The sequence below is a fragment of the Streptomyces sp. ATLC9 genome (assembly GCF_057196705.1).
Window position 1 is genome coordinate 1 of record NZ_JBXUOY010000013.1, and the last position, 25794, is coordinate 25794.

The window sequence follows — 25794 nt, forward strand, 5'->3', positions numbered from 1 at the left end:
TCCGGAAAACACAAGCACCATGGCGGGAACGTGCAGGTCATCGCCACCCCGGACGGCTGGCCGATCTGGGTCTCGCCCGTACGGCCGGGCCGGGAACACGACACCACCTGCGCCCGCCACCACGGGCTGGTCGAGGCACTCAACCGCATCGCGGCCGAACTGGACATGCCGACCCTGGTCGACCTCGGCTACGAGAACGCCGGCGACGGCTTCCGCCATCCCTTCAAGAAGCCCGCCGGAGGCGAGCTGACCGAGGAGCAACAGACGTACAACAAGGCCATCCGCGGCATCCACGGCGTCTGCGAGCGCGCCAACTCCCTGCTCAAGACGACCTTCAAGGCCCTGCGCAGGGTCAGCCTCGACCCCAGCCGTATCACGAAGATCGCCGCCGCAGCCCTCGTCCTGCTCCAACTCGAATACGACCGCACCATCTGAACGATCACGCAACGTCATGATCCATTACTGGGAAGGGCTCAGTGGCGGCCGAATCGGCCGCAGTCGGAGTCGGCGCACCGGAAGACTTTTCGCTTGCAGCGACCGTCGGCTTGCCCGGTTCATCCTTCTCCTCGCCTCCGTCGCTGAGTGCGGAAGCGGTAGCGATGACGGTGGCCAGGATCACGAGGACGGCAGCCACCGTGCCGATCAGAAGCCACGGCTGCGGCTTCTTCGGTCGACGGAAGTCAAGGGTGGAGCGAAGCGTGCCCTGGGCCTGCTCTACGAGCTCCCAGCCGTCCTTCTGCATCTTCGAGATCACCAAGCCGTCGGTGCCCCGAACTGTCTGCACGGTCTTGTACTCGTACTTGATCCCGTCGGCCACGCGGCGCCACGCCCCCCAATGGACTGTTCATACCAACTGCCTCGCGCAGCATAGAGGGCTCCGCGAGGAACTCGGCGTCACCGCCGTCAGCTTCGTCCTCGAGCTCGCGATTCGGGCCAAGGAGCGCTCGGCCGGAGGCAAACCGGTCGCCAGGTCGAACGCCACCTCGTGACGGTTGTGGCTCCGGACACCGTCGATCCCGCACGTGCTCCCAACCGGATGCGGACCGTCCTCGGCAACGGACCGTTTGCGAGCGGCTGCTGCGCAGGCTGCGTTGCTCCTCCGTCCGCATCACCGACCTGGCCAAGGTCGTCCTCATCTTCCGCCTCATCACACCAGCTTGAGGTTGGAAACGGTTCACCGCGACTGAGTCGGGCCGAGGAGCCAAGAGTCCTTTCCACTGAGGTGGGCCGGAACATAGCCGGGGATCGCCGGTTAGCCAAACCGGCGATCCCGCGGACCATTGATCCTCCCGCCGCCACCCGATCCGCGTGGAAGGACATGCCGTGACCGATCCCCGTCTGCCTCCGAGCACTCCGGCCTTCGCTCCGACGCCCGATCCGCTCACCCCTGTCCGGGACGTCACCCACGCCCACTTCGAGGCCGGGGACCAGGTCGTCGTCCTCAGGGGGGTCTCCGGCGGGGAGCTGTGGGGAGACTCCATGCGTGTCGTCGCGCCCTCGTGGCACACGCCGACCGACGAGGACGGGTGGCGGCTGCGTGATGCCACGGGCGGAGCTCAGACCTACATCACCGGCCATCCGCGCTACCTCGTGCATCTCTCGCGCCGCTGCCCGGACTGCCTGATCCACCTGCGCGCCATGGAGGATCACCTCCTGCCGAAGTACGCCGGACGGGACGCGCTGGTCGACTGCGGCTGGTACACCACCACGGCGCTCAACCAGCTCGTGCACGTCGCCGACCTTCACCGGGGCGGTCTGTGATCCCCCGCGTCCATGTGCACACCCACACCCCGCGCGACCTGCTCAGTGAAGCACTGGGCGCTCGGTGTCGATACCGAGAGAACTGACCGAGCACGCCGTCATCGCTCGTTGGTCCGGCCTGGACTCCAACGCCTGGGCGATGAGTAGGTGTCCTGACCCTTCGCCCGAGGGCCGGGACCCCACCATCCCGCCCCACTGTCGACATCGAGCTGACCGCCTCCCCTGACGGAGCCTCGCCGCGGTTGACGGCCTTCTCCATATCGCCGCGGACTTCCACAACGGCATGGGCGACACCACTGACCCGTACGTCGTCCGCGCCGGTCTTCTCCACACGGAACGACCTCGCCGACCCGCACGTCCCGCACCCCGGCCGCAGCATCTGCGCCGAAGAGACCGCCGCCCCCGGAACGCGAACGCTCAGCCGCGTGTGCCTGCCTCCTCCCCGTGCCGCCGAGCCGCACCGCTGACACCGCCCACCTGATCAAGGAAGACATGCACGACCACGAGAATTCCGAGCGTCTCGCCTCGTTCGCCGATGTCCTCGCCGGCGAACTACCCGGCACCTGGAACAGCGTCCACCATCCGACCGAGCACAAGGACGACCTCGCCGACCTGACCGACCGCGTCTGGGACCTGGATCTGGTCGCCGAGATCCTCGCCGAGCACCCGCTCCGGCAAGCGGCCGTCCTCACCCGCCAGGACGGTGCGCAGCTCGTCGTCCTCGACCGGCCCGAGCGGGAGGGGTTCCTCATCGCCGCCATCGCGCCCAGCGGCTTTCCCGCGGAGGCGTTCCGGGGCGTGCGCGAACCGGACGGCGTCGTTGTGAGCGACGACCCGTTCCGTAGTGCCGAGTTGGTCGCCGGCGATCTGCTGACGCGCTTCGACGCGGCCTTCCTCCAGGTCCGCTGCAACGCCGCGGGCATCCGGCCGTCCCGGCCGGACCGGGTCGTTCTGACCTGGCAGCCGGACGGCGGCCTTGCCGCCGCCCCGGTCAGCGAGGAGGCCGCTGAGGTCCTGATCGCCAACGGGTTCGTCCGCGAGGAGAGCGGCATCCACCGTCTCAGCGGCGACGACAGCACCGCGCAGGCCCGCGCCGTGCGGGCGGTCGGACCACAGCTTGACGCGCGCGGTATCGCCGTCGCGCTCCAGCACCCTTCGGGCCGAATCGCGCCTACCGCCGCCCCGCCGACGCCTGTGCCGAGCCCGGCAGCCGCCTGGGCCTCGGCCACCAGGAGCCGGTAGAACAGCGCACTGGCCACCCCTGCGCGCACCTTGGCCGGATTCGACGTCCGCCTCCGTCGGTGCCCAACACCCCCTCACACCGGGCGGGGACCAAGGACCGGCCCGGCGCCGGCTCGCCCCCTACTCCCCCACGTCACCGACCCCACACCTACGGAGGACTTCATCGGCAACCGCGCCGACGGCGAAGGCACCGACGTCGAGATCTACCGCAAGGCGCTGAGCGACACCATCCACGCGGATACGCCGACCGGAGCCCCCGAGGAGCTCCTCGTTCTCCTCGACCGCCTCGGTCTGGAGCGTCAGGAAGTCCGCACGGCCGGGCCGGTCTACGTCTGGCACACCGTCCCCGCCCGCCCGCCTGCCGGAGGCGGAGCGGAAACGGCTCGCCACCCGTGCGATCCCGACCCTGATCGCAGCCGGATACCGGGTCAACATCACCCCGGAGCTGTTCGACGAGGCCGCCTACCACCAGGCCGTGCACGACCTGCGTACCGTCCAGCACCGCCTTACAGCCCCACTCCCGGCACCGCAGCCCGCACCACTGACCGCCTCCGCCCTCCGGGCCGCCCGACAACCTACGGAGGACCATGACCGACCCCATGCCCTACGCCGTCACCCTCGCCGAGGACGTCGCCCACCGCCTCGGTCAGTTGGCCGAGTACCTCGCCCAGGCCCCGCCGCACCGGGCCGCCCAGGTTCTGGACAGGGTCCTCGACTGCGACGACGGTGTCCTCGGCCAGGTGACCGCGCTGTTGGCCACCGGCTCGCACTTCGCCCAACGCCACGCCCGGGGTGGCACTCTCCCGCCCGAGCTCTGGCTCGCCCTGGGGCGTGCCTCGAACGAACTGCACGACATCGGCCTGAACCTCGACGAGTACCTCGCGGACATCCAGCGCCTCGCCGCGCCTCCGGTCGCCGCGGGTGCCACGGCGGCGAAGCCGGTGGCCTCCGGCGTGGCCGCCAGGAAACGCCGGTGAAGGGACGTCAGGGCGGCCGGGGGGCCGTCGAGCAGGCCCAGCAGTACTACCTGGTCGAGCCGCGCCATCTCGCCGGCGGCGGCGACGTGCGGCACGTCGGCGAGTTCCTGCGCGCCTCCGGCTGGACGGACAGGTCCAAGAAAGGCGGCCTGCTGGTCTTCGACAGCCCCGATCGCGCGGTCCGGGTCGGATACGACCCCTTCACCCAGCCGGGTGGTTGGACGATCCGCGGCACCGCCACCCGGCAGCAGGAGGCCTGGTACGCCACCCTCGGCCGGCAGACGCCGGTGGAGATCGTCGCCGGGTTCACCGACGCCCTCACCCGGCCCCGCTCCGCCCACGCCCCTAACGTATGGGCGCCTCTGCGGGAGCGGGACTGGAAGACCGAACGCGGCCGGCACTTCACCGCCATGAGCCCGGACGGCAACGCCTTCGTCCAGTTCCACCAGGCCGGGGCCTGCGAGGCGTTCTGGTGGGTCGGTGCCCGCACCGAGCACGGCAGGAACTGGGACGCCCACTTCACGCCCGGCACGCCGATGCACCTGCTCCAGAGTTTCTCCGCCGCGCTGGCCGACCCGCGGCCGGTGATGCGTCCGCGCGGGCACGTCCCGCCCAGCGACCGCATCCGCACCACGTCGGTGTCCGTTCTCCCCTCCCAGCTCGGTGCCTGGCAGCAGGCCCGTATCACTGCCGCCCGTGCCGCCGCCTGGGCCCGTAACTCCTGGGCCTCCAGCAGGCCCCGCCCTCACGCCACCGCCGGTCACGCCCGCGCCCGCCGCTGACCCCGGTGCCCGTCCCTACGAGGAGTCCTGTGTCCGCACCGACCCCGGACGATCTCCGTATCGTCACCGAGACCCTGTCCCGGCTCACCGAGTATCTACGCGACGCCCCCGAGCCCGGCGAGGCGCTCGCCCTTGTCGAACCGCTGCTGGACGAGTACACCGGTGTCCCCGTCCAGCTCGGTGACACCTTGCGCGCCTTCGCCCGGGCCGTGCTCGACCACCCTGGTACCCCGCGCACTCCCGACCTGCACGTCCTGGTCGCGGAGCTGCGCACCACCGCGTGGGAGCAGACCGACCAGCACACCCTCCATTACACCCTCGACCTGCGCTTCCTCCTCACAGGCGTATCACCGGGCACGTCGGAGGACCGCTGATGCCGGTGAGCGAGCGGCAGCTCGCCGCGTTCGCCGACACCCACGCCCGGCGGATTCCGTTCGACACCGCCCCGCGCCATCTCGCCGGGCCCGGCGACGCCCGCCACGTCACCCACGGCCTGGCCGCGGCCGGATGGACCCGCGCCTCCGACCCGCTGAGCCCGCAGATCGTCCTGCGCAGCCCCGACCATCGGCACAGCCTGCAGTTCGATCCGCAGTCCACCACCTCCGCCTGGTGGCGGCTGCGGGCCGAGGCCACCGACACCGAGCCGGGCTGGTACGCCGAGTTCGGCGAACTCGTGCCCGCCGAGCTCATCGGCAGCCTCGCCGATGCCCTCATCGCCCCGCCGCCGCGCGAACAGCCGGGCCCCTGGCGGGTGCTGTCCTCGGCGGGCTGGCTGCTCGACGCACCGGACGCGGCCCACTCGCCGGACGCCCTGTGCCACATCGAGCTGCGCCACGTCGACCAGCACGACACGCCGTCCTGGCACATCGAAACCCGTCGGCACGACCACGGCACCCCGGCAGGTCCCCGGATCTGGCACGCCTGGTTCGACGGCCGTACCCCCTCCCACCTGGTGACCGCCTTCACCGCCTCACTCGCCGACACCGCCCCGCTCCAGCGCGGCATGTACGACCGCATCGCCCACCACAGCGTCGTACAGCGGCCGAGTCCACTCACCCCGCAGCAGGTCGTCGAAGCGCACACCGTCCGGCTCGACGCCATCCGCCGGATGACCCGCACCGTCCACCGGCCGCGGCCGAGAGCGGCGGCCGCCCCAGCGAAAGCCGACAACGTTCGGCCGACCGCGCGCCGCTGATCCCGACAGGAGACCTCCGCTATCTCCCTCGCCCCCACCTCCTACCGCGAGTTCCTGAGCCATCTCGACGGCTTCCTCCGCGACGGCAAGGAGATCCTCGACGCCTGGGACGCGTACTCCGACGAGCACACCGACCTCGACGGCCAGCCCCACGACGACCAGGCCTACGGGCTGCGCGCGAGCCGGCGTGACGCCGACACCGCCTCCGCGTTCGAACCCGTCCGCGCCGGTGCCCGCCACCTGCTGGCCACGGCCGAGACACAACTCGGCCGACTGCCCACCGACGCGGTGCAGCACCGCTGGGGATACCAGCTGAGCATCCTGCGCAGCGCGCTCGACCAGCTCGACGCCCTGCACACCGAATGGCTGCGGACCCGCGACGGCCTCCCCGCCGACGCACGGCCCGGCACCCCGGTGTTCGACGACGCACTCGCCGAGCACCACGCCGAATGCTGGAGCCACCTCGACGACTGGGCCACCCACGGCCAGGCCATCCGCGACATCCACGCGGCCGCCCGGTGCGCCCCTTCGCCCGTGACTTCAACCCCCGACTGCGACCACAGCCCTCTCGACCGGTCCGAGCCGCACCCGCTGACCGGCTCCGTCTTCGCTCCTTCGCCCGGAAGCGCACCGCCTTTTGCCTTCTCCCAGCAGCTCATCCAGCGACGGCTACGACATCGCCCTGCGCCTCCTCCTCGGCGTGCTCGCCGTCGTCGTCCCCCTGTCCCATCTGGCCTGGCTGTCCGGCAACGTCACCGCCTGGGCCACCGGCCGCCCCTGGGCCGGCTACAAGCCCACCACCGCCCTGCTCCACCCCGACCACCTCTGGCCCCAGGCCGGGGAAACCTCCCTGCTGATCGGTGCCCGGATCGTGCCCGTCGCCGTGCTGCTCGCCCTCGCCGCGGTGGCCGCCGCCGCGTGGTCGCGCCACAAAGGCCGTGGCGGTGGACAGCGGAAGAAGATCCCCGGAATGGCCACGCCGAGGGACATCCAGCCCCTGATGGCCAAGGCGCTCACCGTCAAGGCCCGCTCCCTGCGGCCGAGCCTGAAGACCGCCAAGCGCATCGACCCCAGGGACACCGGCATCCTGCTGGGCAACCTGCAAAAGAGCCGGCACGAGGTCCGCATGGGGTACGAGGACGTCGCGGTCGCGATCATGGCCCCGCGCTCCGGCAAGACCACCGGCCTGGCCGTCCCCGCGATCCTCAACGCCCCCGGTCCGGTCCTGCTGACCTCGAACAAGGCCGCGGGCGACGCCTACACCGCCACCTTGGAGGCCCGGGCGGAGGCGGGCCGGGTGTGGTCCATGGACCCCCAGCAGATCGCGCACGCCACCCGCCGGATGTGGTGGAACCCCCTCGCCGACGCCACCACCCTGGACGGCGCCGGCCGGCTGGCCGGGCACTTCCTCGCCGCGAGCGTGGACGCCGGCCAGCAGGGCGACTTCTGGTCCAAGGCCGGATCCAACATCCTCTCCCAGCTCTTCCTCGCCGCCGCGCTGGACCAGCGGCCGATCACGGACGTGATGCAGTGGCTGGCCTTCCCCGCCGACCGCACCCCACTGGACATCCTGCGCGACCACGGCTTCACGGCCGTCGCCGCACAGCTCAAGGGCACCGTCGAAGGACCGCCCGAGACCCGCGACGGCATCTACGAGACCGCCCGCCAGTACGCCGCCGCCCTCCTCAACAGCGAGATCGCCGCCTGGGTCACCCCGCAAAGGGATGTCCCTGAGTTCCGGCCGGCCGACTTCGTCGCCTCCACCGACACCCTCTACCTGCTGTCCAAGGACGGCGGCGGCGGAGCGAGCGCGCTGATCGCCGCGTGCGCGGACTCGGTGATGCGGGCCGCGACCGCCCAGGCCGAGCGCGTCGGCGGACGCCTGGACCCGCCGATGCTGGCGATCCTGGACGAGGCCGCCAACGTCTGCAAGATCAGCGACCTGCCCGACCTGTACTCCCACCTCGGCAGCCGCGGCATCATCCCGATCACCATCCTGCAGTCCTACCGCCAAGGCCAGAGGGTCTGGGGCGACGCCGGAATGGACGCACTGTGGTCCGCCAGCACCATCAAGGTCATCGGCTCCGGCATCGACGACCCGGACTTCGCCGACAAGCTCTCCCGCCTCATCGGCGACCACGACGTCCCGACCACCTCCACCTCCCGCTCCGAGTCCGGCAGGTCGACCTCCGTCTCCATGCGGCAGGAGCGGATCCTGCCCGCCGACGCGATCCGCGCCCTGCCCAAGGGCACCGCGCTGTGCTTCGCCACCGGCCTGCGCGCCGCCATGCTCGACCTGCGCCCCTGGTACGCCGAACCCGGCGCCGACAAGCTGGCCATTGCCTCCGCCCGCGCCTCACAGGCCATCACCACCCGCGCGGTCGCCAAGACCACCCCACGCCAGGACGACCACGGGCCCACGGAGTGAAGACGCCCGAATCGCAGGGCGCACCCGCTCGGCCATCCACCTCCTGAGGCTCATCCTTCCGCCGCCATACCTGCCGAGCGCACTCGCGTCTCCGCAGTCGGCGCAGGCCTGCCCGCCGAAGAGGCGCCGTACCCACCCGCCCCCTACGCACCGGAGCCCCCACCATCGCCGTACGCCGGATCGACCTGCCCGTACAGATCGACCATCTACGCAGGCTCGGCGCCGACTTCGCCGCCCTGCATACCGCTGTCACCACCCTGGACGCCCGGCCGGGCAGCGAGATGCTGCAACAGCTCGGCCCCAAGATCATCGCCATCCACGAACTGGTCGGCCGCGCCCTGGTGCGCCTTTCCGTACTCGACGGCAGCCAGTACACGGCCGTGCCCGGCAGTCGCTCCTCTCTGGAGACGCTCGGCGAGGTCGTCACCTCCGCCTCACTCGCCGCCTCGCAGCTGGCGAGAGCGGTGGCCGACAATCCGCTCGAAGCCACCGTCCACGCCGAGAGCCGGCCGATCGACGACGCTGCCGTGCGCCAGGCCCGGCACGCCGAGGCAGAGCCCCTCCTGGCCGAGAACCTGGCCGCGGCTGCCCACCACCTCGACCTATGCGCGACCTGCTGCCAGTACACCGCCTCCGGCATCGCCCGCGATCTGAAGGACCGCCCGGAACACCGTCCACCGCTGCCGCGGCTGACCGACGCCCAGTACACGGCGCTCGCCACCATCGCCCAAGGCGGCACCCGCCGCTACGAGCACCGAAACGGAAGCAGAAGCATCAGAGCCGGCGACGGCGGTGGCATCCACGCCACGCCCTTCGCCGTGCTGGAGAAGCACCGGCTTGTCCGGGTCGACACGCAACCCGCCCCTATCGCCGGCCAGGACATCACGGTCACGGCCGCCGGGAAGCTGGTGCTGGACGTCCAGCGGCCCGAACCGAAGCCCGCAGCCTCACCAGACAGGTCGCCGACGCCCGGCCGGCCGGGCGGGAGGCGCCGATGAACGGCTTCCGCCCCGGCAACGCCGCCCTCACCTCCCCCGGCTTCCCCCGAAACCGGGCCTCCGCCTCCGCCCCGCATCCACCGGCTGAGGCCAGCGCTGACACCTCGCACCGGTGCCACCACCCCATGCAAACGCTCGTCCCGGAACCGGCCCAGGCGCTCCGGGAAACTCTCACCCAACCTCGTTGCACGCTGGGGGTGTTCGTGCCCGCCGGGATGCACGCGCCGACCGTGGAGCGCCGCGCGCTCGACCGCCTGGCCGCAGCGGGCGCCGATCTGTTCGAGATCGGCCTGCCCTACAGCACGCCGTATCTGGACGGCCCCGCCATCCGGTCCGCCTACCACCGTGCCCTGCGCACCGGGAACGTGCTCGACCGTACGGTGCGTGCGGTCGAGCACGCCGCCCGCCGGGTGCCGACCGTCGTCATGACCTACTGGGAGCCCGTCACCCGGTACGGACCCGAGCGCCTGGCGCGTCTCCTCGCCGACGCGGGCGCAGCGGGCGTGATGGTCGTCGACCTCCCCGACGCCGCGGCCGGCTCCTGGCATCAGATCGCCACCGCCGCTTCCCTCACCACCCCTCGTCTGGCACCCCGCACCACCACCGACCCGCAGCTCGACGCGATCAGCGCGACCGCGTCCGGGTGGCTCTACGCACCCGCCAGCGCCGCCCCGACCGGATACCGCGGTCCTCTCGACCTCGATGCCCTGTCCGCCGCCGTACGGCGCCTGCGCACCACCGGCCCGCTCCCGGTTGTCTCCGGGATCGGCATCTCCACCCCGGACCTCGCCGCCGCCGTCGCGCCGCTGGTCGACGCCGTCGTGATCGGCACCCCCGTCGTCCGTGCCCTCGACCACGGCCCAGAGAAGGCGGGCGGCCTCGTCACCGCCTTCACTCACACGCTCCACGCGCGGAACTGAGCGGGCCGGTCGGCCTCCCTCCCCATCTCACCGTCAGGAATCGCCATTTCCCCCACTCCGCAGTTCCGCGCCATATCCCTCGGCGCGGGGATCCAGTCCAGCGCCATGCTCGCCCTGTCCGCCGAAGGTCTCCTCCCGAAGGTCGACTACGCCGTCTTCGCCGACACCGGATGGGAACCGGCCGCCGTATACGAGCACCTCGACCGCCTGGAGACGGAGATAGCCGCACCCGCAGGAATCCCCGTGCTGCGCGTCTCTGCCGGAAACATCCGCGAGGATGCCCTCGACCCGAACCACCGATTCGCCTCCATGCCGCTCTACATCCTCAACCAGGACGGGAAGCCGGGCATGACACGGCGCCAGTGCACCGGCGAATACAAGATCAAACCGATCAAGAAGAAGGTCCGCGAACTCCTCGGCTACCCCCACCCGCGGCGCGTCCCGAAGGATGTGTTCGCCGAGCAGTGGGTCGGCATCTCCACCGATGAGTTCCATCGCGCCAAGGACGCCGACGTGCGCTACATGCGCAACCGGCACCCTCTCATCGACCTGGGCTGGTCCCGCGGCGACTGCGTCCGCTACCTGACCTCGCTCGGCCTGGCGGACACGCCGAAGTCCTCGTGTCTGGGGTGCCCCTTCCACGGCAACGCGCAGTGGCGCCACATCCGTGACACCAGCCCCGAGGAGTGGCGGGACGTCGTCGCCTTCGACGCCGCGATCCGCAAGGGCAACGCCCGCGCCAACGCCACCGGCAACCAGCTGCTCGGCCAGGCGTTCCTCCACCGCTCCCGTGTGCCGCTGGACAAGGCGCCGATCGACCATGTCACCGCCGCCGAACGCGCCGCCGACCCGGGCGGGCCGGCGGACGCGGACGAGCTGGAGCACGGCGTGGCCGACGGGTGCTCGCCCTGGGCCTGCCGTGCAGAGGCGGACGCGCCGGTGCGGGACGGCTTCGGGCTGGCCTGTTGATCCTCCGCGCGCAGTGGAGCGTGACCGTGACCTGAAGACCGGCAACCGTCCTAGGTGAGCTCGTCCTGGTCGAGCCGGACGCTCAGCTGTGTCCCCAGCTCCCGAAAACCCAGGGCGGCTGCGACCCTGCGGGATTCCACCGGTCGAGCCCGCCACTGAGGCATCAGGCCCGCAGCGAGCGCATGCGCCACCGCCGCGGAAGCCACCCGCCGGGCCAGCCCGCGGCCCCGGTGAAGCGGGGCCGTCAGCACGCTGATGTGCGCGGTCGAAGCCGGCCACGTCCGATACCCGGCCGCGGCCGTCACCTCGGCTCCCTCACGGACGATGAACGCGGGAGAGGTGATCTCCTCCATCCCGCTCTCACTCGCCTCCTCCCACCCCGCCGATCTCACCAACCCATGGAGTTCCCGATGTCCAGGGGTCGTGTCCTCGACGGCCGCACCGACCACCGCAGGACGGAAGTCGTCCCAGGACACGTATCCCAAGGTGGCAGGGCCGAGTACTTCGGCAACGGGCAGTATCGCCCGGAGCACATCGGCCTCGGTGAGCGAGTCCGTCGGCACCTCGGCCACCGCGCACCCCAGCGCTCTGGCGGCGGCCTCCGTCGGTGCGGTGACGATCGCCGCGTCACCCAGCACGACGATGCCTGCCCAAGATGGCGGACAGAGCCCCGACTCGGGCGAGGCGACCACCGTCACACCGCCGGACGGATCGAACGAGACGGGCGCAGCGGCCAGTACCTCCCACAGGCCACGGGCACGGACCAGCAACGGATCACCGCTCATACCCTGATCCTGCCACCCCGAGATCGCCGCGCGCTGGGGAAATCGACCAGTCGGCATGACCGGCGCCGTGACTCGCCGGCGAATCCCCCGCTGAACCGTGGAGGGCGGCACCGTCCGGAGCGAGATCCGCGGAAAGACTCGACAAGCAGGACTTGACGGGGGGGAGCCGCCGCGCCAGGCACGGTCGACGGCCCGCGAACGCCTTGGCCTGGTGGGCCGGCGGTTCTCCAGATCGGCAACGCCGTCCCCCCGCTGCTCACAACCCACCTCCTCGCCCCGCACCCACGCGCTCCCCTCAACCCCGACGACTTCACCCTGGCAGTCTGATGCCCCACCCACCCGAACCCGACGAGGACGGCCCGGACACCCTTCCACCGCCGCAGCCGGTCCACTACGCCGAGCAGGCCCTCCTCGGCGCCCTCCTCCTCGAACCCCAGCGCCTCGGCGACATACCCGGCATCGGCCCGGAGGCGTTCTCCACCGCCGCGCACCGCGCCCTGTTCGCCGCCATCCGCGCCCTGTCGGCCCCCGACCCCACCGAGCACGCGCACAGCACCGTCTGGCTGGACCAGGCCCTCACCACCGCCCGCCAACAGGCTCGCGCACTGACCGCCTCCCACCTGCACAGTCTGATCCACCACTGCCCCTGGCCCCGGCACGCCCCCGCGTACGCGCGGATGGTCGAGGCCGACCACGCCCGCCGGACGCTGCGCGCCGGCGCCCAGCGCCTCGCCCACACCGCGACGGACCGCACCCTGCCCCAGCCCGTCGACACCACCCTGGCGGAGGCCGATGCCCTCGCCTCCCTCGTGGACGACATCGCCGCGCGGTTCCCACCGCGTTCCAGCCCCCTGCCCCGCACCACCGCCTCCGTGTCGGCCGCTGTTCCCGGCGACGCCGAGGAGGCGGCCGACGAGGAACGGCTGCTGCTGGCGACCGCGACGGCCCACCCCGGCGACGCCGAGCGGATGCGGTGGCTGACCGCCGGCGACTTCACCCACCCGCTGCACGGCGGACTGTGGCAGTGCCTGACCGCCCTGACCCGGCGCCGCGCCCCCATCGACCCGGTCACCGTGCTGTGGGAGGCCCAGCAGCGCGGCCTCCTCACCCCCGGCACCAGGCCGGCCGACCTCCTCACTCTCCTGGCAGGGCCGGTCGGTGACCCGCTGCACTGGGGCGAGCGGATCCTTCAGCGCTCCGTCCTTTCCACCGCGCACCGCGTCGGCCACCGGATCCAGGCGTACACCGACACCCCGGCGGCCACCCCGCACCAACTCGTCACCGGCAGCCGCCGCGCGCTCGCCGACCTGTCCGCCGTACGCACCCGCTGGCACCACACCACCTCCCCCACCCCACCGGCCAGACCCGCCCGCGGCAAAGCCAGGGCCACGGCACCGCCCCGGGCCGGCCCGCCGCGGACAACGGCCCCGCCCACCACGCGCATTCCCCACTGATCCCTCACCCGCCGGTGACCGGATACCCGACGGCCCGGCCCCCGGCAAAAACGAACGCCTCGATGCCCACGCCACCCATCCCAGCGCCATGATCGCCACTCTCACCGCGGGGCCCGCACCGCGCAGCCCACGCTCTCCTAACCACACACGGCTTCGAGCCGACCGACCAGCACACCCTGGTCCTGGCCAGCCTCGATCACGAGGAGCCCTACTGGGCGAACCTGGCCGCCCAGGCACTGGCCTCCAACGGCTTCACCACCGAGACCTCCCCACAGCTCCACGAAGCGATCGATGAGGGGTGGACCACCGTCGCGGTCGGCACCTACCGCGACAGCGGCCAGAGCGTCCACTTCCACTGCGAGGACCATCTGCGGCGGGCCACAGGCACCTTCGACTCCCCCGCCGCCCAAGCCCTCGACTCCTTCGAACGCCTCCACGGCGACATCCTGCGCCCCGGCCCCACCCCCGTGTCCGACGCCGAACGCCGGGCCGCCGAAGCCCGCGGACACTTCCCGAACGAGACCGCCGCCCTGAAGTGCGTCTACACGGCCATCATGAACTTGGAGCCGCCGGCCGGGGCCAGGTCCACCGGACCACGCGCTGGAATACCGCCCTGAATGCCTTCGACATCACCTTCGACGGCCGGCTCCCGACTGCTCGTCAGTAACCCCGACCGCCCCCGTTACACCGCTCGATCGACCCCATCGGTGTAACTACGACCTGCGGATTCTGGCCCATGATCGCCATACACCACACAGCGGAGGCATGCCCTACGATCTACATACGCCTGACAGAACGTGCGCGCTCCTCATAGGCTCCTATCTCCTGCCTCGACGAACCGATTTGGCGGTGGGGAGCCGACCGTGTCGGTGGCTGCGTCTACAGTCCGCGGCAGGTCGATGGTGGGTGGCATCACGCACCGTCGAGGAACATGGGCGATCGACGTTCAGGAGCCACGTAGGTGCAGGTCTGGCAGTGGTGCATTACGGTGTCGGCGACTGAGGGGGTGCAGTCGTGACGGCGAGGGATGCCGGGTGGGTCCCCGACGAAGGGTTGGTCCGCGAGGTCGACGGCCTCTTCAAACGGGCGATCGATTCGTATCGCGCAAATCCGAACCTGATCACGGAACACACCAACCAGGAGGAGTCCATCCGGGTCGGCGGTTACTCGAACCGTACGCTCCTGGAACTGGTGCAGAACGCTGCCGACGCCATGTCGGGGGCCGCAGGGCACGAGGAGGGAGCCGGACGGGTCGAGATCGTCCTCGACCTCGACCGCCGGACCCTGTACTGCGCGAATGCAGGCCGTCCGTTCTCCCGCAACGGTCTCACCACGCTCGCCCACGCGCACCTCAGCGGTAAGAGAGGCGACGAGATCGGGCGGTTCGGGCTCGGGTTCAAGTCGGTGCTCGCGGTCACCGACGCCCCGCAGGTGTTCAGTCGATCGATCGCCTTCGAGTTCAACTCCCCCGAGGCGAAGGCGGCGATCGCGGCGATCGCCCCCGCCTCCAGGAGGCTCCCGATCCTGAGAACCCTGACGCGGGTCGATGCCGAGGCCGAGTTCGCCGAGGACCCGATCCTGGCCGAGCTGGCGGAGTGGGCGGTGACGATCGTCAGGCTGCCACACGCGTCGAGGCTGGAGAACCTCAGGAGGGAGATCGAGGAGTTCCGCTCCGAGTTCCTCCTTTTCGTCAACTCGGTGCGCGAGGTCCGGCTCCGAGTCGTCGGGGCCGACGCGGACTTCGTGACGAGTCACGTGTCGCGTGACCTCGGTGACGGTAGGTTCCGGATCGAGCGTCCCGACGGCGACCACGACGAGTGGTACGTCGAGAACCGGATGCACGCGCCCAGCCCCGAGGCCCGGACCGAGGTCGGTGAAGCGGTGTCGCGTGACCGGATGAAGGTCACGCTCGCCATGCCGGCACGTTTCGCCCAACTGAGGACGGGCGAGTTCTGGTCGTACTTCCCGCTCCAGGACCGGACGTCGGCGTCCGCCCTCTTCAACGCCCCCTGGAGCGTCAACGACGACCGCACCACGCTGCTCGAGAACACCTACAACCGGGAGATCCTCGTGACTCTCTCCGGGATGTTCCTCGACATGTTGCCGAACGTCTCGTCCGCCGACGATCCGGCGGCGCACCTGGACTACATGCCGGCGCGTGGTCGTGAGACCCACTCGTTCGGCGACGAGATCCTCTGTGCCCACGTCCCGCAACTCGGATGTGAGAGGGCTCTGATCCCCGACGCGACCGGTGTACTGCGCACGCCGCCGGAGCTCCGTCCTCTCGACTTCGGCGTCGGCGGAGCGTCCGAGCACGACCACGAAGAGTGGATCAAGTCGCCACACACGGGTGACGACGTGCCGCACTGGCGTTGCTATGCCAACAGTCAGCGTACGACCCGTCTGCGGACGCTCTACGTGTGCAGCGTCTCCTCCGCTTTCGCCGACTCGCGGCCCAGGGACGAGGGGAAGGCGTTGGAGAGGATACGCAAGAGGGGTGTCCTGTCCTGGCTGCGCGAGTGGGCGGAGGGGGCCGACACCGCCTCTGCCGCGAAGGCGCTCGACTTCGTGCTGCGGAATCCCGGGGTCGACGGCATCGGCTCCGCGAAGGTCATACCCACGACCGACGGCATGAAGTCCATCAAGGACCGCGGACAGGTCTTCCTTCACCGCGTGGAGGACATCGACGTCGAGGGATCGTGCTTCGTCGATCCTGACTTCCTCGCCGTTCCCGGTGTCGAGAAGAAGCTCGGCGACAGGGGGTTCCGGGACCTGGATCCGCTCGCGATGTTCGAGGCCAGGATGGCCAAGCTGTCGTCGGAGTCGGAGGAGGACGAGCTCCCGAAGTTCTGGGACGCGGCCGTCGACGTGCCCATGGCGCAGGCGCAGAGGGTCGTGGCGGGCAACAAGACGGGTGCCCTCAAGGTTCCTACACACGACGGCGGCTGGGCCTCGCCCGAGTACGTGCTGGACATCGACGGCCTCGGTGACGTCATCCCCGATCGGGCGTTGGACCGGACGAAGTGCGTCCCCCAGCTCGCCCACGCAGCAGGCGTCATCACCGAACCGGTGGCTTCTTACTCGATCGAGGACGAGGTCCGTTTCGAGGACTACTGCCAATACGTACTGGATGAGCTGAACCGGAGACTTGGCCCCGGGGAGCGTCCCGTCGAGCAGGTCGAGTTCGACAGGGGCGACGGACCGGGTCCGTTCTCGGCGCTCCTCATGCTGAAGGAGGCGGGGGCGCCCGAGGGCATCCGCGAGCATTGGACGGAGCGGCTACTCAGGCTTGACGAGGTGGGCCACTGGCTCTGCACGGACGTCGACACGGGGCTCACCCACCGAGTCGCCTCCCCCGTTAGATGGGCGGTGGACCGGGCCGGGTTGCTGAAGTCGTCCCGCGGCTACCGGGCTCCCGGCCACGTCGTCTCCGCGTCGCTCGTCGAGTACGCGGCCCTGCTGCCTCTATTCCAAGGGCCGCGCCACGTCGAAGCCGCTCTGACGCTTCCGAAGGAACTGGACGAGATCCCGGCGGAAGTCGTGCGCGAAGCGCTCCGGGCGGAGGTCACCACGCCGATCAAGAACGGGGCGTTGACGGGGTTCGTCCTCACCGCCGGCAGGATCGCGTTCCCGGAGGGGCGTCCGGCGCTCATCCCCGCCAGAGTGGGACGCGTCATCGAGACCAGGCGGCCCGACGCGGTGTACTTGGCGACGACGGAGGAGGAACGCGCGTTCCTCAGCATGAGGCAGAAGCCGTACCTCAGGGCGGACCCGGACGAGGCGGAGCGGCTCGTAGAAGCGGTCGGATGCCGCCGATTCGAGGACAGCTTCTCCTTCTCACTGCTGGTCGACGGCCGACAGGGCGAAGAGCGCGTCATCGACTTGTACACCGGGCTGCGTTCGACGTTCGTCGAGGACAAGGTCGTGAACGCGACCGTGGCGAAGGCCGTTCAGATCACGAAGCGCGTGACCACCAAGGACGGCGTCGAGGACCAGACGCTCGAGTGGCATCTCGAGGGGTTGACCCTCGTGGTCCGTGCGGACCTCGACGAAGAGCGCGTTCTGCGGATCGTCAACGGAGCGTTCGACTTGCGCCTGTCGAACGCCGAGCTGAGCGACATCCTCCGAGCACGTGCCGGCCAACGTCTGGAGACACAGCGGCAAGCTGCCCGAGCCGCATCCAGTGACGCGGAGCGTCTGGAGATCTTCTTCGGTGACGACACGCTGAAGGAGATCCTGCCGAAGGGGCTCTGGCAGGCACTCGAGGGTCAGGGCCTGGTGAACGACTCCACGTCCGTCGCGGAGCTCTTCCTGACCGTCTACGGCAGCGACTCGATCAGAATCCTCAAAGACCAGTTCAGTGCCGAGGGGTACACGGACGTTCCCACGACGTGGGCGGGTGGGGCGTCGACCGTCGCCTGGCTCCGGAAGATGGGGTTCGGTACGCAGTACGCCGGGCGTCGCAGTCGGCACCAGGACGAGGAGTTCGTTGTGCCCGGTGCCGTGAAGCTCAACCCTCTGCACGACTTCCAGAAGAAGATCAGCCGGGAACTGAGGGAGGTTCTGACCTCCCGGGAAGCGGACGGCCGCGCGCGCAAGGGCATGGTGGAGCTTCCGACCGGAGCAGGGAAGACCCGCGTCGCCACCGAAACCGTATTGCGGCTCTTCGTCGACGGCGAGATGAGTGGAACCGTGCTCTGGATCGCACAGTCGGAGGAGCTCTGCGAGCAGGCGGTGCAGACGTTCGTCACCGTCTGGCGTTGGCTCGGCGACGAGCGTCCGCTGACCGTCGGTAGGCTCTGGAACTCCAACGTGGTCCACGAGCCCGACACCGAGTTCAGCGTGATCGTGGCCACTGACGCCCAGCTCAATCGGGTGGTCGACGCCCCCGAGTACGAGTGGCTCGGTCACGCGTCCGCGGTGTTCATCGACGAGGCGCACCGGGCCGGTGGGTCGAAGATGTATACGAAGATCCTCAGGTGGCTCAGGGTGGACGGTCGCAGCTGGGAACGACCCTTGGTGGGCGTCTCGGCGACGCCGTTCAAGGGGAGTGGCGATGTCACCGAGTCGACGAAGGAGCTAGCGGCTCGCTTCGGCCACCACAAGATGAGTGCCTTCGACGACAACGCCTACGAGGAGCTGGCGAAGAGGGGCGTCCTCGCTCGGGTCGAGCACGAGGTGCTGGACGGCGTGGACGTCGAGTTGAAACCGGACGAACTCGAGCAGGTGCAGTCGTGGCGCAAGCTCGAACCCAAGGTTCTCGACCGTATCGGTCAAGACCAGGCCCGTATGCGGATCCTCGTTGAGGACATTCTTCGCCGAGACCCGGAATGGCCGATCCTCGTGTTCACTCCGAACGTTCTGTCCGCCCAGGTACTCGCCGCGACGCTTCGTTACCGACAGGTATCGGCTGAGGCGGTCAGCGGTCTCACCGGGCGGCAGGCGCGTCGTGACGTCATCGAGAAGTTCAAGAAGGGGGAGGTTCGGGTCCTGACCAACTGCGATCTGCTGATCCAGGGCTTCGATGCACCGGGAGTCCGGGCTCTGTACATCGCGAGACCGACGTTCAGTCCCGTCGCGTACATTCAGATGGCCGGCCGCGGCCTGCGTGGTCCGGCAAACGGCGGCAAGGAGGAGTGTCTCATCGTGGACGTCGCCGACAACTTCGGGGCGGTCAACGACTTCCTCGGATTCCGCTCCTACGAGGACCTTTGGCGAAAGCAGGGAGCATGATCCTCGTACCGGACCTCGCCGACGTCGAGGCGACGACGACCAGCAACGCCGAACGGCGGGTGGCCCGACTGCTGCGGGCGATCGACGGCCCCCGCGACGCGGTCGCCTTCCACTCCGTGAAGCTGCGAAGCCACGCCGTCAAGCAGCAGGGGGAAGCGGACTTCGTCGTGCTCTGGGACGGCGTCGTCGTCATCGTCGAGGTCAAGGGCGGGGGCGTCAGGAAGTACGACGGCGTCTGGTACTCCATCGACCGACACGGTGACTGGAAGAAACTGCGCGAGTCCCCGATGGACCAGGCACAGTCGGCGATGTACGCGTTGCGCGACATCCTCCAGGAGGAAGGCGTCGGTTGGTTCGCGACCGAGGCCGTCGCCCTCACCCCCGACATCGACGCCCCTCCCACCGCGGTCGAGTGGAAGGGGAGCCACTGGTGGGCCAAGGACCAGATGAGCGTCGCGGCGATGGCGGAAGCCCTCGAGAAGGTCGCCGGTGAGGCCAGGACCGCACCCTTCGGAGTCAGGATCGCTCGGCCCGACTCCCTGCGGGCGCGCCTCTTCGGCGAGTTCACGCGGATGCCCGTCATCGACGCACAGCGGGGCGCCGTCATAGAGGAACAGAACCGGGCGACCGAAGGGCAGGCACGGGTCCTGGCCGCGCTCTCCCGGAACCCGAGGATGCTCGTCTTCGGGGGTGCGGGCACCGGGAAGTCCCTGGTGCTGGTGGAAGGCGCGAAACAGGAGGCGGGCGAGGGGAAGTCGGTCCTCATCACCTTCCACTCACCCGCCCTCGTCGACTTCTTCGGTCCGCGGATCGAGGGAAGAGACATCGATCTCCTTCCGTTCGCGGACCTGTCCGGCGACAAGCAGTACGACGTCGTCTTCGTCGACGAGGCACAGGACCTCATGAACGCCGAGGGCATGGACGCACTGGACTCCGTGATCCGCGGAGGTCGCGAAGGCGGTCGGTGGAGAATGTTCCTCGACCCCAACAACCAGGCGCGCGTCGACGGTGAGTTCGACCCGGACGTCTGCGAGTTGGTCCAGCAGGAGGCGCTCCAATACGACCTGGACCGGAACGTTCGCAACACCCGGGCGATCGTCCACGTCGTGCAGGAGTACCTCGGCGCCGACGTCGGGGACCCGGGCATCGTCCACGGTGACCGAGTGGAATGGCGGTGGTCCGATGGAGCGGCCGACGTCGCCACGGCGGAGGACGTGGCCGGGGACCTCGTTGCGAACGGTGCCCGTCGCCAGGACATCTGGATCATCGACGTCTCCGAGGACGCCGAGCCGCGTAGAAGCGAGGCCGGGTTTCTCGTGACGAACCCGCGGTTCGCCAAGGGGCTGGAGGCAGAGCACGTCATCGTCTGCGGCCTGCCTCGGGGATACGACGATCGGGGACTGGCCGCGTTCTACGTGGCCGTCACGAGGGCACGGGTCACGCTCCACGTGGTCGCGTCCAAAGACGACAAGAAGCGACTCCAGGATCTTCTTCGAAAGCAGGTCGGCAAGTGAACCTCACGGTGGCCCAGGAGGAGGCCCTGCGACACCTTCGAGCCTCCTACGTGGGGCCCGAGGCGGGAGACGAGGAGGTCACGGCGAACCTGCCTCACCGGCAGTACGCCGTCGGCATGCTGTTCCCGGTCGAGTCCGAGGCTCGCGGGACTCACGGCGGTGGGGACACGGACGAGGACGTCTCCGCCGACGTCCCCGACGGCGAGGTGGAGGAGAACGGCGCCGGGGTCCCTCTGGCCGAAGACTGGAGGCCTTCGTCCGTCGCGATCTCCTTCGTCACCGACGGCGACTTCGTCGACGTCGACTTCTCGTGCGGCACGTACGCCGTCGTCGACGGGGACGGGCCGCCCAGATGGCGGCGTACCCCGTTCTCCGTCGACGGCATCGAGCTCCGGCGGGAGAACGGGCCCGAGCGCCTGTCCGTGGGCGGTGTCAAGGTCGAGATCGGCTCGCGTTGGCGCGACTTCCGTGGTGACTCGTTGGTCACCGTTCACGTACGGGTTCTGACCGAGTCCACGGGTGACGACCGACTCGACATCCCCGGGATGCTGTTCCAGGTACGCCTGGCCGTCGCTCCTTCCGCCGGTGCGGAGATCCTGGAGTACGACACGACGCGTTCGTTCGACGCCGACCCGGAAGCCGCCGAGCTGCGTCTGCGGTACCGCAATCGAAAGTTCTACGCGGTCGGGCACGGAATGGCCGCGGACTGGGAGTTCACGGCGGGCCGTTGCACCAGGGTTTTCCTCGATCCCGTACCGGCCTTCGTGGTACCCGCCGTCGAGACCACGGGGTTCGAAGAGGGGACCGCCGAAGCCAGGGCTTTGGAGTTGACACACCTCCAGCGGATCGACGAGGACCCCGAAGCGGTCCTTCGGTCGTTGGACGCCTTCGTCGAGACGTTCGCCGGCTGGGCTTCCCGGCAGATGGAACGGGCGGAGGCCTTCGACGACGACAGGGCCGTGGCCGTCCGAATCGCCGGACGTTCACAGGACGCGGTCGGCAGGATGAGGAAGGGCGTCGACCTCCTCCGGGCACCGGAACGGCGACACCTGCGAACGGCTTTCTCACTCGGCATGGCCGCCATGCGACTTCAGATGCGGCAGGGCGCGATCAACCGTGGCGAGCCGGAGGACCAGGTGGCGGAACCGCGGTGGCGCCCGTTCCAACTCGGCTTTCTCCTCGTGTCGTTGGCTTCCACCGTCGACGAGAGGCACGAGGACCGGGATCTCGTCGACCTCATCTGGTTCCCGACCGGTGGCGGTAAGACCGAGGCGTACCTGGGTCTCGCCGCGATCGAGGTCTTCCGTCGACGGCTCGCCCACGATGTGGCCGGTGGGGGAACCGCCGTCATCACCCGCTACACCTTGCGGCTCCTGACCGCTCAGCAATTCCAGCGGGCCGCGGCGTTGGTCTGCGCGATGGAGAGGCTGCGGGCCACGGACGGCCGGGCGAAGGGAATGGCCCCGTTCTCGATCGGCCTGTGGGTGGGCAACGAAGTCACCCCCGGTACGCGTGGAGAGGCGCGTGACGCACTCAAGCGTCTTCGGAAGGCCACACGTCCGGAAGAGGCGAATGAGTTCCAGGTCGAGAGCTGCCCGTGGTGTTTGACGCCGATGGTGCCGAGGCTCAGAAGCGACAAGCCGCAGGACTACGGCATGCGTCCGGTGGGCCCGGACGTCATACTCCACTGCGTCGACGAGTCGTGCGAGTTCGCCGGCGAGCTTCCGCTCGCGGTCGTCGACGAGGTGCTGTACGAGGAACCGCCCACGATCCTGCTGGCCACCGTCGACAAGTTCGCGCGGCTACAGTTCAGGCCGGAAGCCGGCAGGCTGCTCGGCCTCGGGACCACTTTCAAGCAACCGTCCATGATCATTCAGGACGAGCTGCACCTGCTCTCGGGGCCGCTCGGAACCACCGTCGCCGTCTTCGACGCGGTGATCCAGCTCCTGCTGAGCCGGTCGGGGTCCAGCCCCAAGATCGTGGCTTCGACGGCCACCATCCGAGCGTCCGAGGACCAGGTGGGGGGACTGTACGGGCGGGAAGTCGCCCTGTACCCGCCGTCGGGGCTCGACGACGACCGGACCTTCTTCTCCCGTCCCGTGGAGAGCGGGGAAGGACGTCTCTACGTCGGTTTGATGCCGCAGTCGGTCTCCCAGCCGTCGGCCGTCATCGCCGCCGTCACCCCCATGGTGGAGATGCCGGAGGCGCTCGCCGCCCGCGCTCCGTCCGCCGCGCCACGGGACGCTTACTGGACGCTGGTCATGTACCACAACAGTCTCCGCGAGCTCGGGCGTACCTCAACGCTGGTCGTCGACGACGTCAACGGCCGCCTGGAACCCCGCGCCGAGAGGCTCGGTTTCCCGCTGCGCCCCGTCAGGGCGGGCAAAGTCCTGGAACTGACGAGCCGCCGCGGAGCCGAGGAGCTGCCGAACGATCTTCGCGCACTCCGGGTAAAGGTCGACGAGTCGTCGGAGGCCGTCGACGTGGTCCTCTCGTCGAACATGCTCTCCGTGGGTATCGACATCCCGAGGCTCGCGCTGATGCTCATGGTGGGGCAGCCGAAGACCACGGCCGAGTACATCCAGGCCACCAGCCGTGTCGGACGCGGAGACACGAAGGGCGTCGTCGTCACGCTGTTCCGATCGAGCAGGGCACGTGACCGCTCACACTTCGAGACCTTCCGCGGCTACCACGAGGCTCTTTACCGGAGTGTGGAGCCCACGAGCGTCACACCGTGGTCGTTGGCCTCACGCGACAGATCGCTCGCCGGCGCACTCGTGGCGCTGCTGAGGCAGTCGTTCACCGCACTCGCCCCGAACGACGCGGCGGATCGGCTCGACCTCAAGGACAACAGAATCCGCGAGGCGGTCGATCGACTCGTCGACGGGTTCCTCGGCTACGTGACGCGCGCCGACGGTCTCGAGGCGGCGGAGACTCGCTCTGCGGTGTGGAGCCTTCTGAGGGATTGGGATCGGCGGGCGGCACAGGCACGCGAGACGGACGAGCCCCTGTACTACCAGCGCACGAAGAAAGAACAGGCAGCTCTGTTGAAGAGGTTCGGTCAGTCCGGCGAGGGGTGGCTCGTCGGAGACTCGATGAGGTCCGTGGAGCCCAACGTGGCGGTCGAGGTCCAGGAGCCGCATGAGGAGGTGCACCGTGGAGAAGATCAGGCATGACCTGCGCCTCTCCGAGACGATCTCGCCGTTCGGTGTGGGAGCGATCGTCGATGTCCGGGGCGAGTCCCTCATGGCGCCGGACACATCCTGGTGGGACAAGAGGTTCGCCCACGAGATCAGCTGTGAACGTCTGATGGCGCGCCTCGGCGCCGGCGTTCTGAGGCAACCACCGGAGCATGCGGGCCGCGCCGGCAAGGACACCCCCGCGCTGCCGTACTGGCGCTTTCCGGCTTGGCGGTTCTGCGAGCGCTGCGACAGACTCTCGAAGTTGACGGGGAAGAAGAAGGGCAAGTGGAACAACACCTGCGGGTGCGGCGGTGCGCTCGTGCCGATGCGGTACATCGCCGTCTGTGAGAAGGGCAGCCACGCCCAGGACGTCGACTGGCTCAAATGGGCGCATCGTGGACGCTCGGCGAGTCTGAACGAAGCGGTCCGCTTCTGTCGTGACCACAAGTCGCTCAGGTTTCACAAACTGGCCACCCGTGGCGAAGGTCTCGCGGCACTGGTGGTGAAGTGCTACGGATGTGGGAATGAGCGCAGGCTTGCGGAACTCGTGACGAAGGGGGCTCTGCACCGGGACGGAATCCTTTGCGCGGGGCGGCAGCCGTGGGAGCCGGAGGACTCCGTCGAGAAGCCCTGCCCGTACGAGTTGGTCGCCGTGCAGCGCGGTGCCACGGGTAACTACATCGCCGAGAGGATCTCGGCTCTCGACATACCGGAGGAACGTCCGCAGTCCGCGGAAACGGCCGACGAGATCCGCGGGCACGTGTTCTTCGAGAAGATGGTGACGGACAACGGCGGCCCCCTGTCGGAGCAGGTGGCGGAGTGGATCGCCGACGATCTCGGAGTGACGCCGGAAACCGTCCTCGCCGTGGCGGCGGGGGAGGAGACCGCACCGGACGAGATGCTGCTCGATCTCAAGGACGGTGAGTGGGCGGCGTTCCTGAAGAAGCTGGGCGGTGGGCGCGACGGTTCGGGAAGCGACTTCGTCGTCGACGGACGAAGTCTCGAGGACGTCGCAGATCCGCAGAGCTTACTCGACAAGATCAGCGGTATCGGGCAGGTGCGTAGGGTCCGGGAGGTCCGTGCTCTACGAGGGTTCCGGCGCCATGACGCGGAAGCGGTGATGATCGGCGCCGATCTTGGTCCGGACCGGCGGCGTTGGCCCACCTACCCGGCGATCGAACTGTTCGGAGAGGGGATCTTCCTGCGGTTCGACGAGCGGAAGCTCGCCGCATGGGAGGCACAGCCGGAGGTGCAGGCGCGCGCAGGCATCCTCAAGGAGCGTAGGGCCGACTCCCCCTGGGCCAACCGCCTCGACTTGCCGGAACCCAGGTACATCGCCCTACACACGCTGGCGCACCTGCTCATCCGGCGGCTGGCGTTCGCAAGCGGCTATGCGTCCGCCGCACTGCAGGAGCGGATCTACGCGAACTCCGACCGTACGGACAAGACCGCCGGGATCCTGATCTACACCGCGGCGGGAGACGCTCAGGGGACCCTCGGCGGCCTCGTCAGGCTCGGGGAGCCTGAGAAGCTGATCCCGCTCCTGGTGGCCGCCCTGGACGACGCGGACTTCTGTTCCAACGACCCGGTCTGCATCGAGAGCGACCGGCAGGGAGCCTCGCAACTGAACCTCTCGGCCTGCCACGGTTGTTCCCTGGTGAGCGAAACCTCCTGCGAGACCGGGAACCGACTGCTGGATCGACAGCTGGTCCTGGGCGGAAGCGACGTGAGGGGACTCCTGGACGACGTCCTGACGGAGGTCCGGCGGCCCGGGTGACGACTCTGCAATGGCCGTTCCACGGCCCTGAGCGGGACGCTTGGGGCCGTGGAACGGCCATTCGACCACCGACGTGA

18 protein-coding genes and 2 pseudogenes are annotated in these 25794 nt (G+C 69.5%); 18 read left to right on the top strand and 2 right to left on the bottom strand.

Annotated features, from left to right (window positions below; all coding sequences use genetic code 11):
• Positions 1–435, top strand: a 435-nt coding sequence (locus AC2CJA_RS02805) for an HARBI1 family protein (protein WP_484601033.1), incomplete at its 5' end; no start/stop codon positions are given.
• Positions 436–439: 4 nt separating this feature from the next.
• Here AC2CJA_RS02805 and AC2CJA_RS02810 read toward each other — a convergent pair.
• Positions 440–817 carry a hypothetical protein gene (locus AC2CJA_RS02810; RefSeq protein ID WP_484601034.1) on the bottom strand — a complete coding sequence of 126 codons (378 nt, stop codon included), beginning with the start codon at positions 815–817 and terminating at the stop codon, positions 440–442.
• 506 nt (positions 818–1323) lie between these two features.
• Between AC2CJA_RS02810 and AC2CJA_RS02815 the strand changes: the two genes are divergently transcribed.
• From AC2CJA_RS02815 to AC2CJA_RS02860, 10 genes are all read left to right on the top strand, one after another.
• Complete coding sequence (locus AC2CJA_RS02815) at positions 1324–1761, top strand: hypothetical protein (protein ID WP_484601035.1); 438 nt, start codon at positions 1324–1326, stop codon at positions 1759–1761.
• Between the two features lie 492 nt (positions 1762–2253).
• Positions 2254–3003, top strand: a complete 750-nt coding sequence (locus AC2CJA_RS02820) for a hypothetical protein (RefSeq protein WP_484601036.1) — start codon at positions 2254–2256, stop codon at positions 3001–3003.
• A 587-nt stretch (positions 3004–3590) separates the two neighbouring features.
• Positions 3591–3980 (top strand): hypothetical protein, encoded by a 390-nt coding sequence (locus AC2CJA_RS02825; protein WP_484601037.1) that lies wholly within the window; start codon positions 3591–3593, stop codon positions 3978–3980.
• On the top strand, positions 3977–4762 hold the full coding sequence (locus AC2CJA_RS02830) for an SPDY domain-containing protein (protein ID WP_484601038.1): 786 nt from the start codon (positions 3977–3979) through the stop codon (positions 4760–4762). Before AC2CJA_RS02825 ends, AC2CJA_RS02830 begins: the two co-directional genes overlap by 4 nt.
• A gap of 29 nt (positions 4763–4791) precedes the next feature.
• Positions 4792–5136, top strand: coding sequence for a hypothetical protein (locus AC2CJA_RS02835; RefSeq protein WP_484601039.1), 345 nt, complete (start codon positions 4792–4794; stop codon positions 5134–5136).
• Complete coding sequence (locus AC2CJA_RS02840) at positions 5136–5957, top strand: SPDY domain-containing protein (RefSeq protein ID WP_484601040.1); 822 nt, start codon at positions 5136–5138, stop codon at positions 5955–5957. Before AC2CJA_RS02835 ends, AC2CJA_RS02840 begins: the two co-directional genes overlap by 1 nt.
• Before the next feature lie 637 nt (positions 5958–6594).
• Entirely contained in the window at positions 6595–8385 is a 1791-nt protein-coding gene (locus AC2CJA_RS02845; protein ID WP_484601041.1) for a type IV secretory system conjugative DNA transfer family protein, read from the top strand.
• Positions 8386–8666: 281 nt separating this feature from the next.
• Entirely contained in the window at positions 8667–9383 is a 717-nt protein-coding gene (locus tag AC2CJA_RS02850; RefSeq protein ID WP_484601042.1) for a hypothetical protein, read from the top strand.
• A 197-nt stretch (positions 9384–9580) separates the two neighbouring features.
• Complete coding sequence (trpA, locus tag AC2CJA_RS02855; RefSeq protein ID WP_484601043.1) at positions 9581–10303, top strand: tryptophan synthase subunit alpha; 723 nt, start codon at positions 9581–9583, stop codon at positions 10301–10303.
• 105 nt (positions 10304–10408) lie between these two features.
• Complete coding sequence (locus AC2CJA_RS02860; RefSeq protein WP_484601044.1) at positions 10409–11272, top strand: adenine nucleotide alpha hydrolase family protein; 864 nt, start codon at positions 10409–10411, stop codon at positions 11270–11272.
• A 50-nt stretch (positions 11273–11322) separates the two neighbouring features.
• On the opposite strand, the gene AC2CJA_RS02865 is transcribed toward AC2CJA_RS02860, so the two are convergent.
• Entirely contained in the window at positions 11323–12057 is a 735-nt protein-coding gene (locus AC2CJA_RS02865; RefSeq protein WP_484601045.1) for a GNAT family N-acetyltransferase, read from the bottom strand.
• Positions 12058–12258: 201 nt separating this feature from the next.
• Here AC2CJA_RS02865 and AC2CJA_RS02870 point away from each other — a divergent pair.
• The 7 genes and pseudogenes from AC2CJA_RS02870 to drmB form a co-directional block, all read left to right on the top strand.
• Positions 12259–12384, top strand: a pseudogene (locus tag AC2CJA_RS02870) (DNA cytosine methyltransferase); the annotation flags it as partial.
• A complete protein-coding gene (locus AC2CJA_RS02875; RefSeq protein WP_484601046.1) occupies positions 12384–13511 on the top strand; it encodes a DnaB-like helicase N-terminal domain-containing protein in 1128 nt (375 codons plus the stop codon). The pseudogene AC2CJA_RS02870 and the gene AC2CJA_RS02875, both read left to right, overlap by 1 nt.
• A gap of 482 nt (positions 13512–13993) precedes the next feature.
• Positions 13994–14178 (top strand): annotated as a pseudogene (locus AC2CJA_RS02880) (IS256 family transposase); the annotation flags it as partial.
• Between the two features lie 347 nt (positions 14179–14525).
• Positions 14526–19244: a DEAD/DEAH box helicase gene (locus AC2CJA_RS02885; protein ID WP_484601047.1), complete on the top strand. Its 4719-nt coding sequence runs from the start codon at positions 14526–14528 to the stop codon at positions 19242–19244.
• Positions 19241–20758: a nuclease-related domain-containing DEAD/DEAH box helicase gene (locus tag AC2CJA_RS02890; RefSeq protein ID WP_484601048.1), complete on the top strand. Its 1518-nt coding sequence runs from the start codon at positions 19241–19243 to the stop codon at positions 20756–20758. Before AC2CJA_RS02885 ends, AC2CJA_RS02890 begins: the two co-directional genes overlap by 4 nt.
• Positions 20755–23934, top strand: a complete 3180-nt coding sequence (locus AC2CJA_RS02895; protein WP_484601049.1) for a helicase-related protein — start codon at positions 20755–20757, stop codon at positions 23932–23934. Before AC2CJA_RS02890 ends, AC2CJA_RS02895 begins: the two co-directional genes overlap by 4 nt.
• Positions 23915–25717 (top strand): DrmB family protein, encoded by a 1803-nt coding sequence (gene drmB, locus AC2CJA_RS02900; protein WP_484601050.1) that lies wholly within the window; start codon positions 23915–23917, stop codon positions 25715–25717. Before AC2CJA_RS02895 ends, drmB begins: the two co-directional genes overlap by 20 nt.
• Positions 25718–25794 lie beyond the last annotated feature (77 nt).

Coding starts and splice junctions, on each gene's coding strand:
- AC2CJA_RS02820 (WP_484601036.1), top strand. CDS start 2,254: ATGCACGACCACGAGAATTCCGAGCGTCTCGCCTCGTTCGCCGATGTC.
- AC2CJA_RS02825 (WP_484601037.1), top strand. CDS start 3,591: ATGACCGACCCCATGCCCTACGCCGTCACCCTCGCCGAGGACGTCGCC.
- AC2CJA_RS02840 (WP_484601040.1), top strand. CDS start 5,136: ATGCCGGTGAGCGAGCGGCAGCTCGCCGCGTTCGCCGACACCCACGCC.
- AC2CJA_RS02850 (WP_484601042.1), top strand. CDS start 8,667: ATGCTGCAACAGCTCGGCCCCAAGATCATCGCCATCCACGAACTGGTC.
- AC2CJA_RS02860 (WP_484601044.1), top strand. CDS start 10,409: ATGCTCGCCCTGTCCGCCGAAGGTCTCCTCCCGAAGGTCGACTACGCC.
- AC2CJA_RS02865 (WP_484601045.1), bottom strand. CDS start 12,057: ATGAGCGGTGATCCGTTGCTGGTCCGTGCCCGTGGCCTGTGGGAGGTA.
- AC2CJA_RS02875 (WP_484601046.1), top strand. CDS start 12,384: ATGCCCCACCCACCCGAACCCGACGAGGACGGCCCGGACACCCTTCCA.
- AC2CJA_RS02890 (WP_484601048.1), top strand. CDS start 19,241: ATGATCCTCGTACCGGACCTCGCCGACGTCGAGGCGACGACGACCAGC.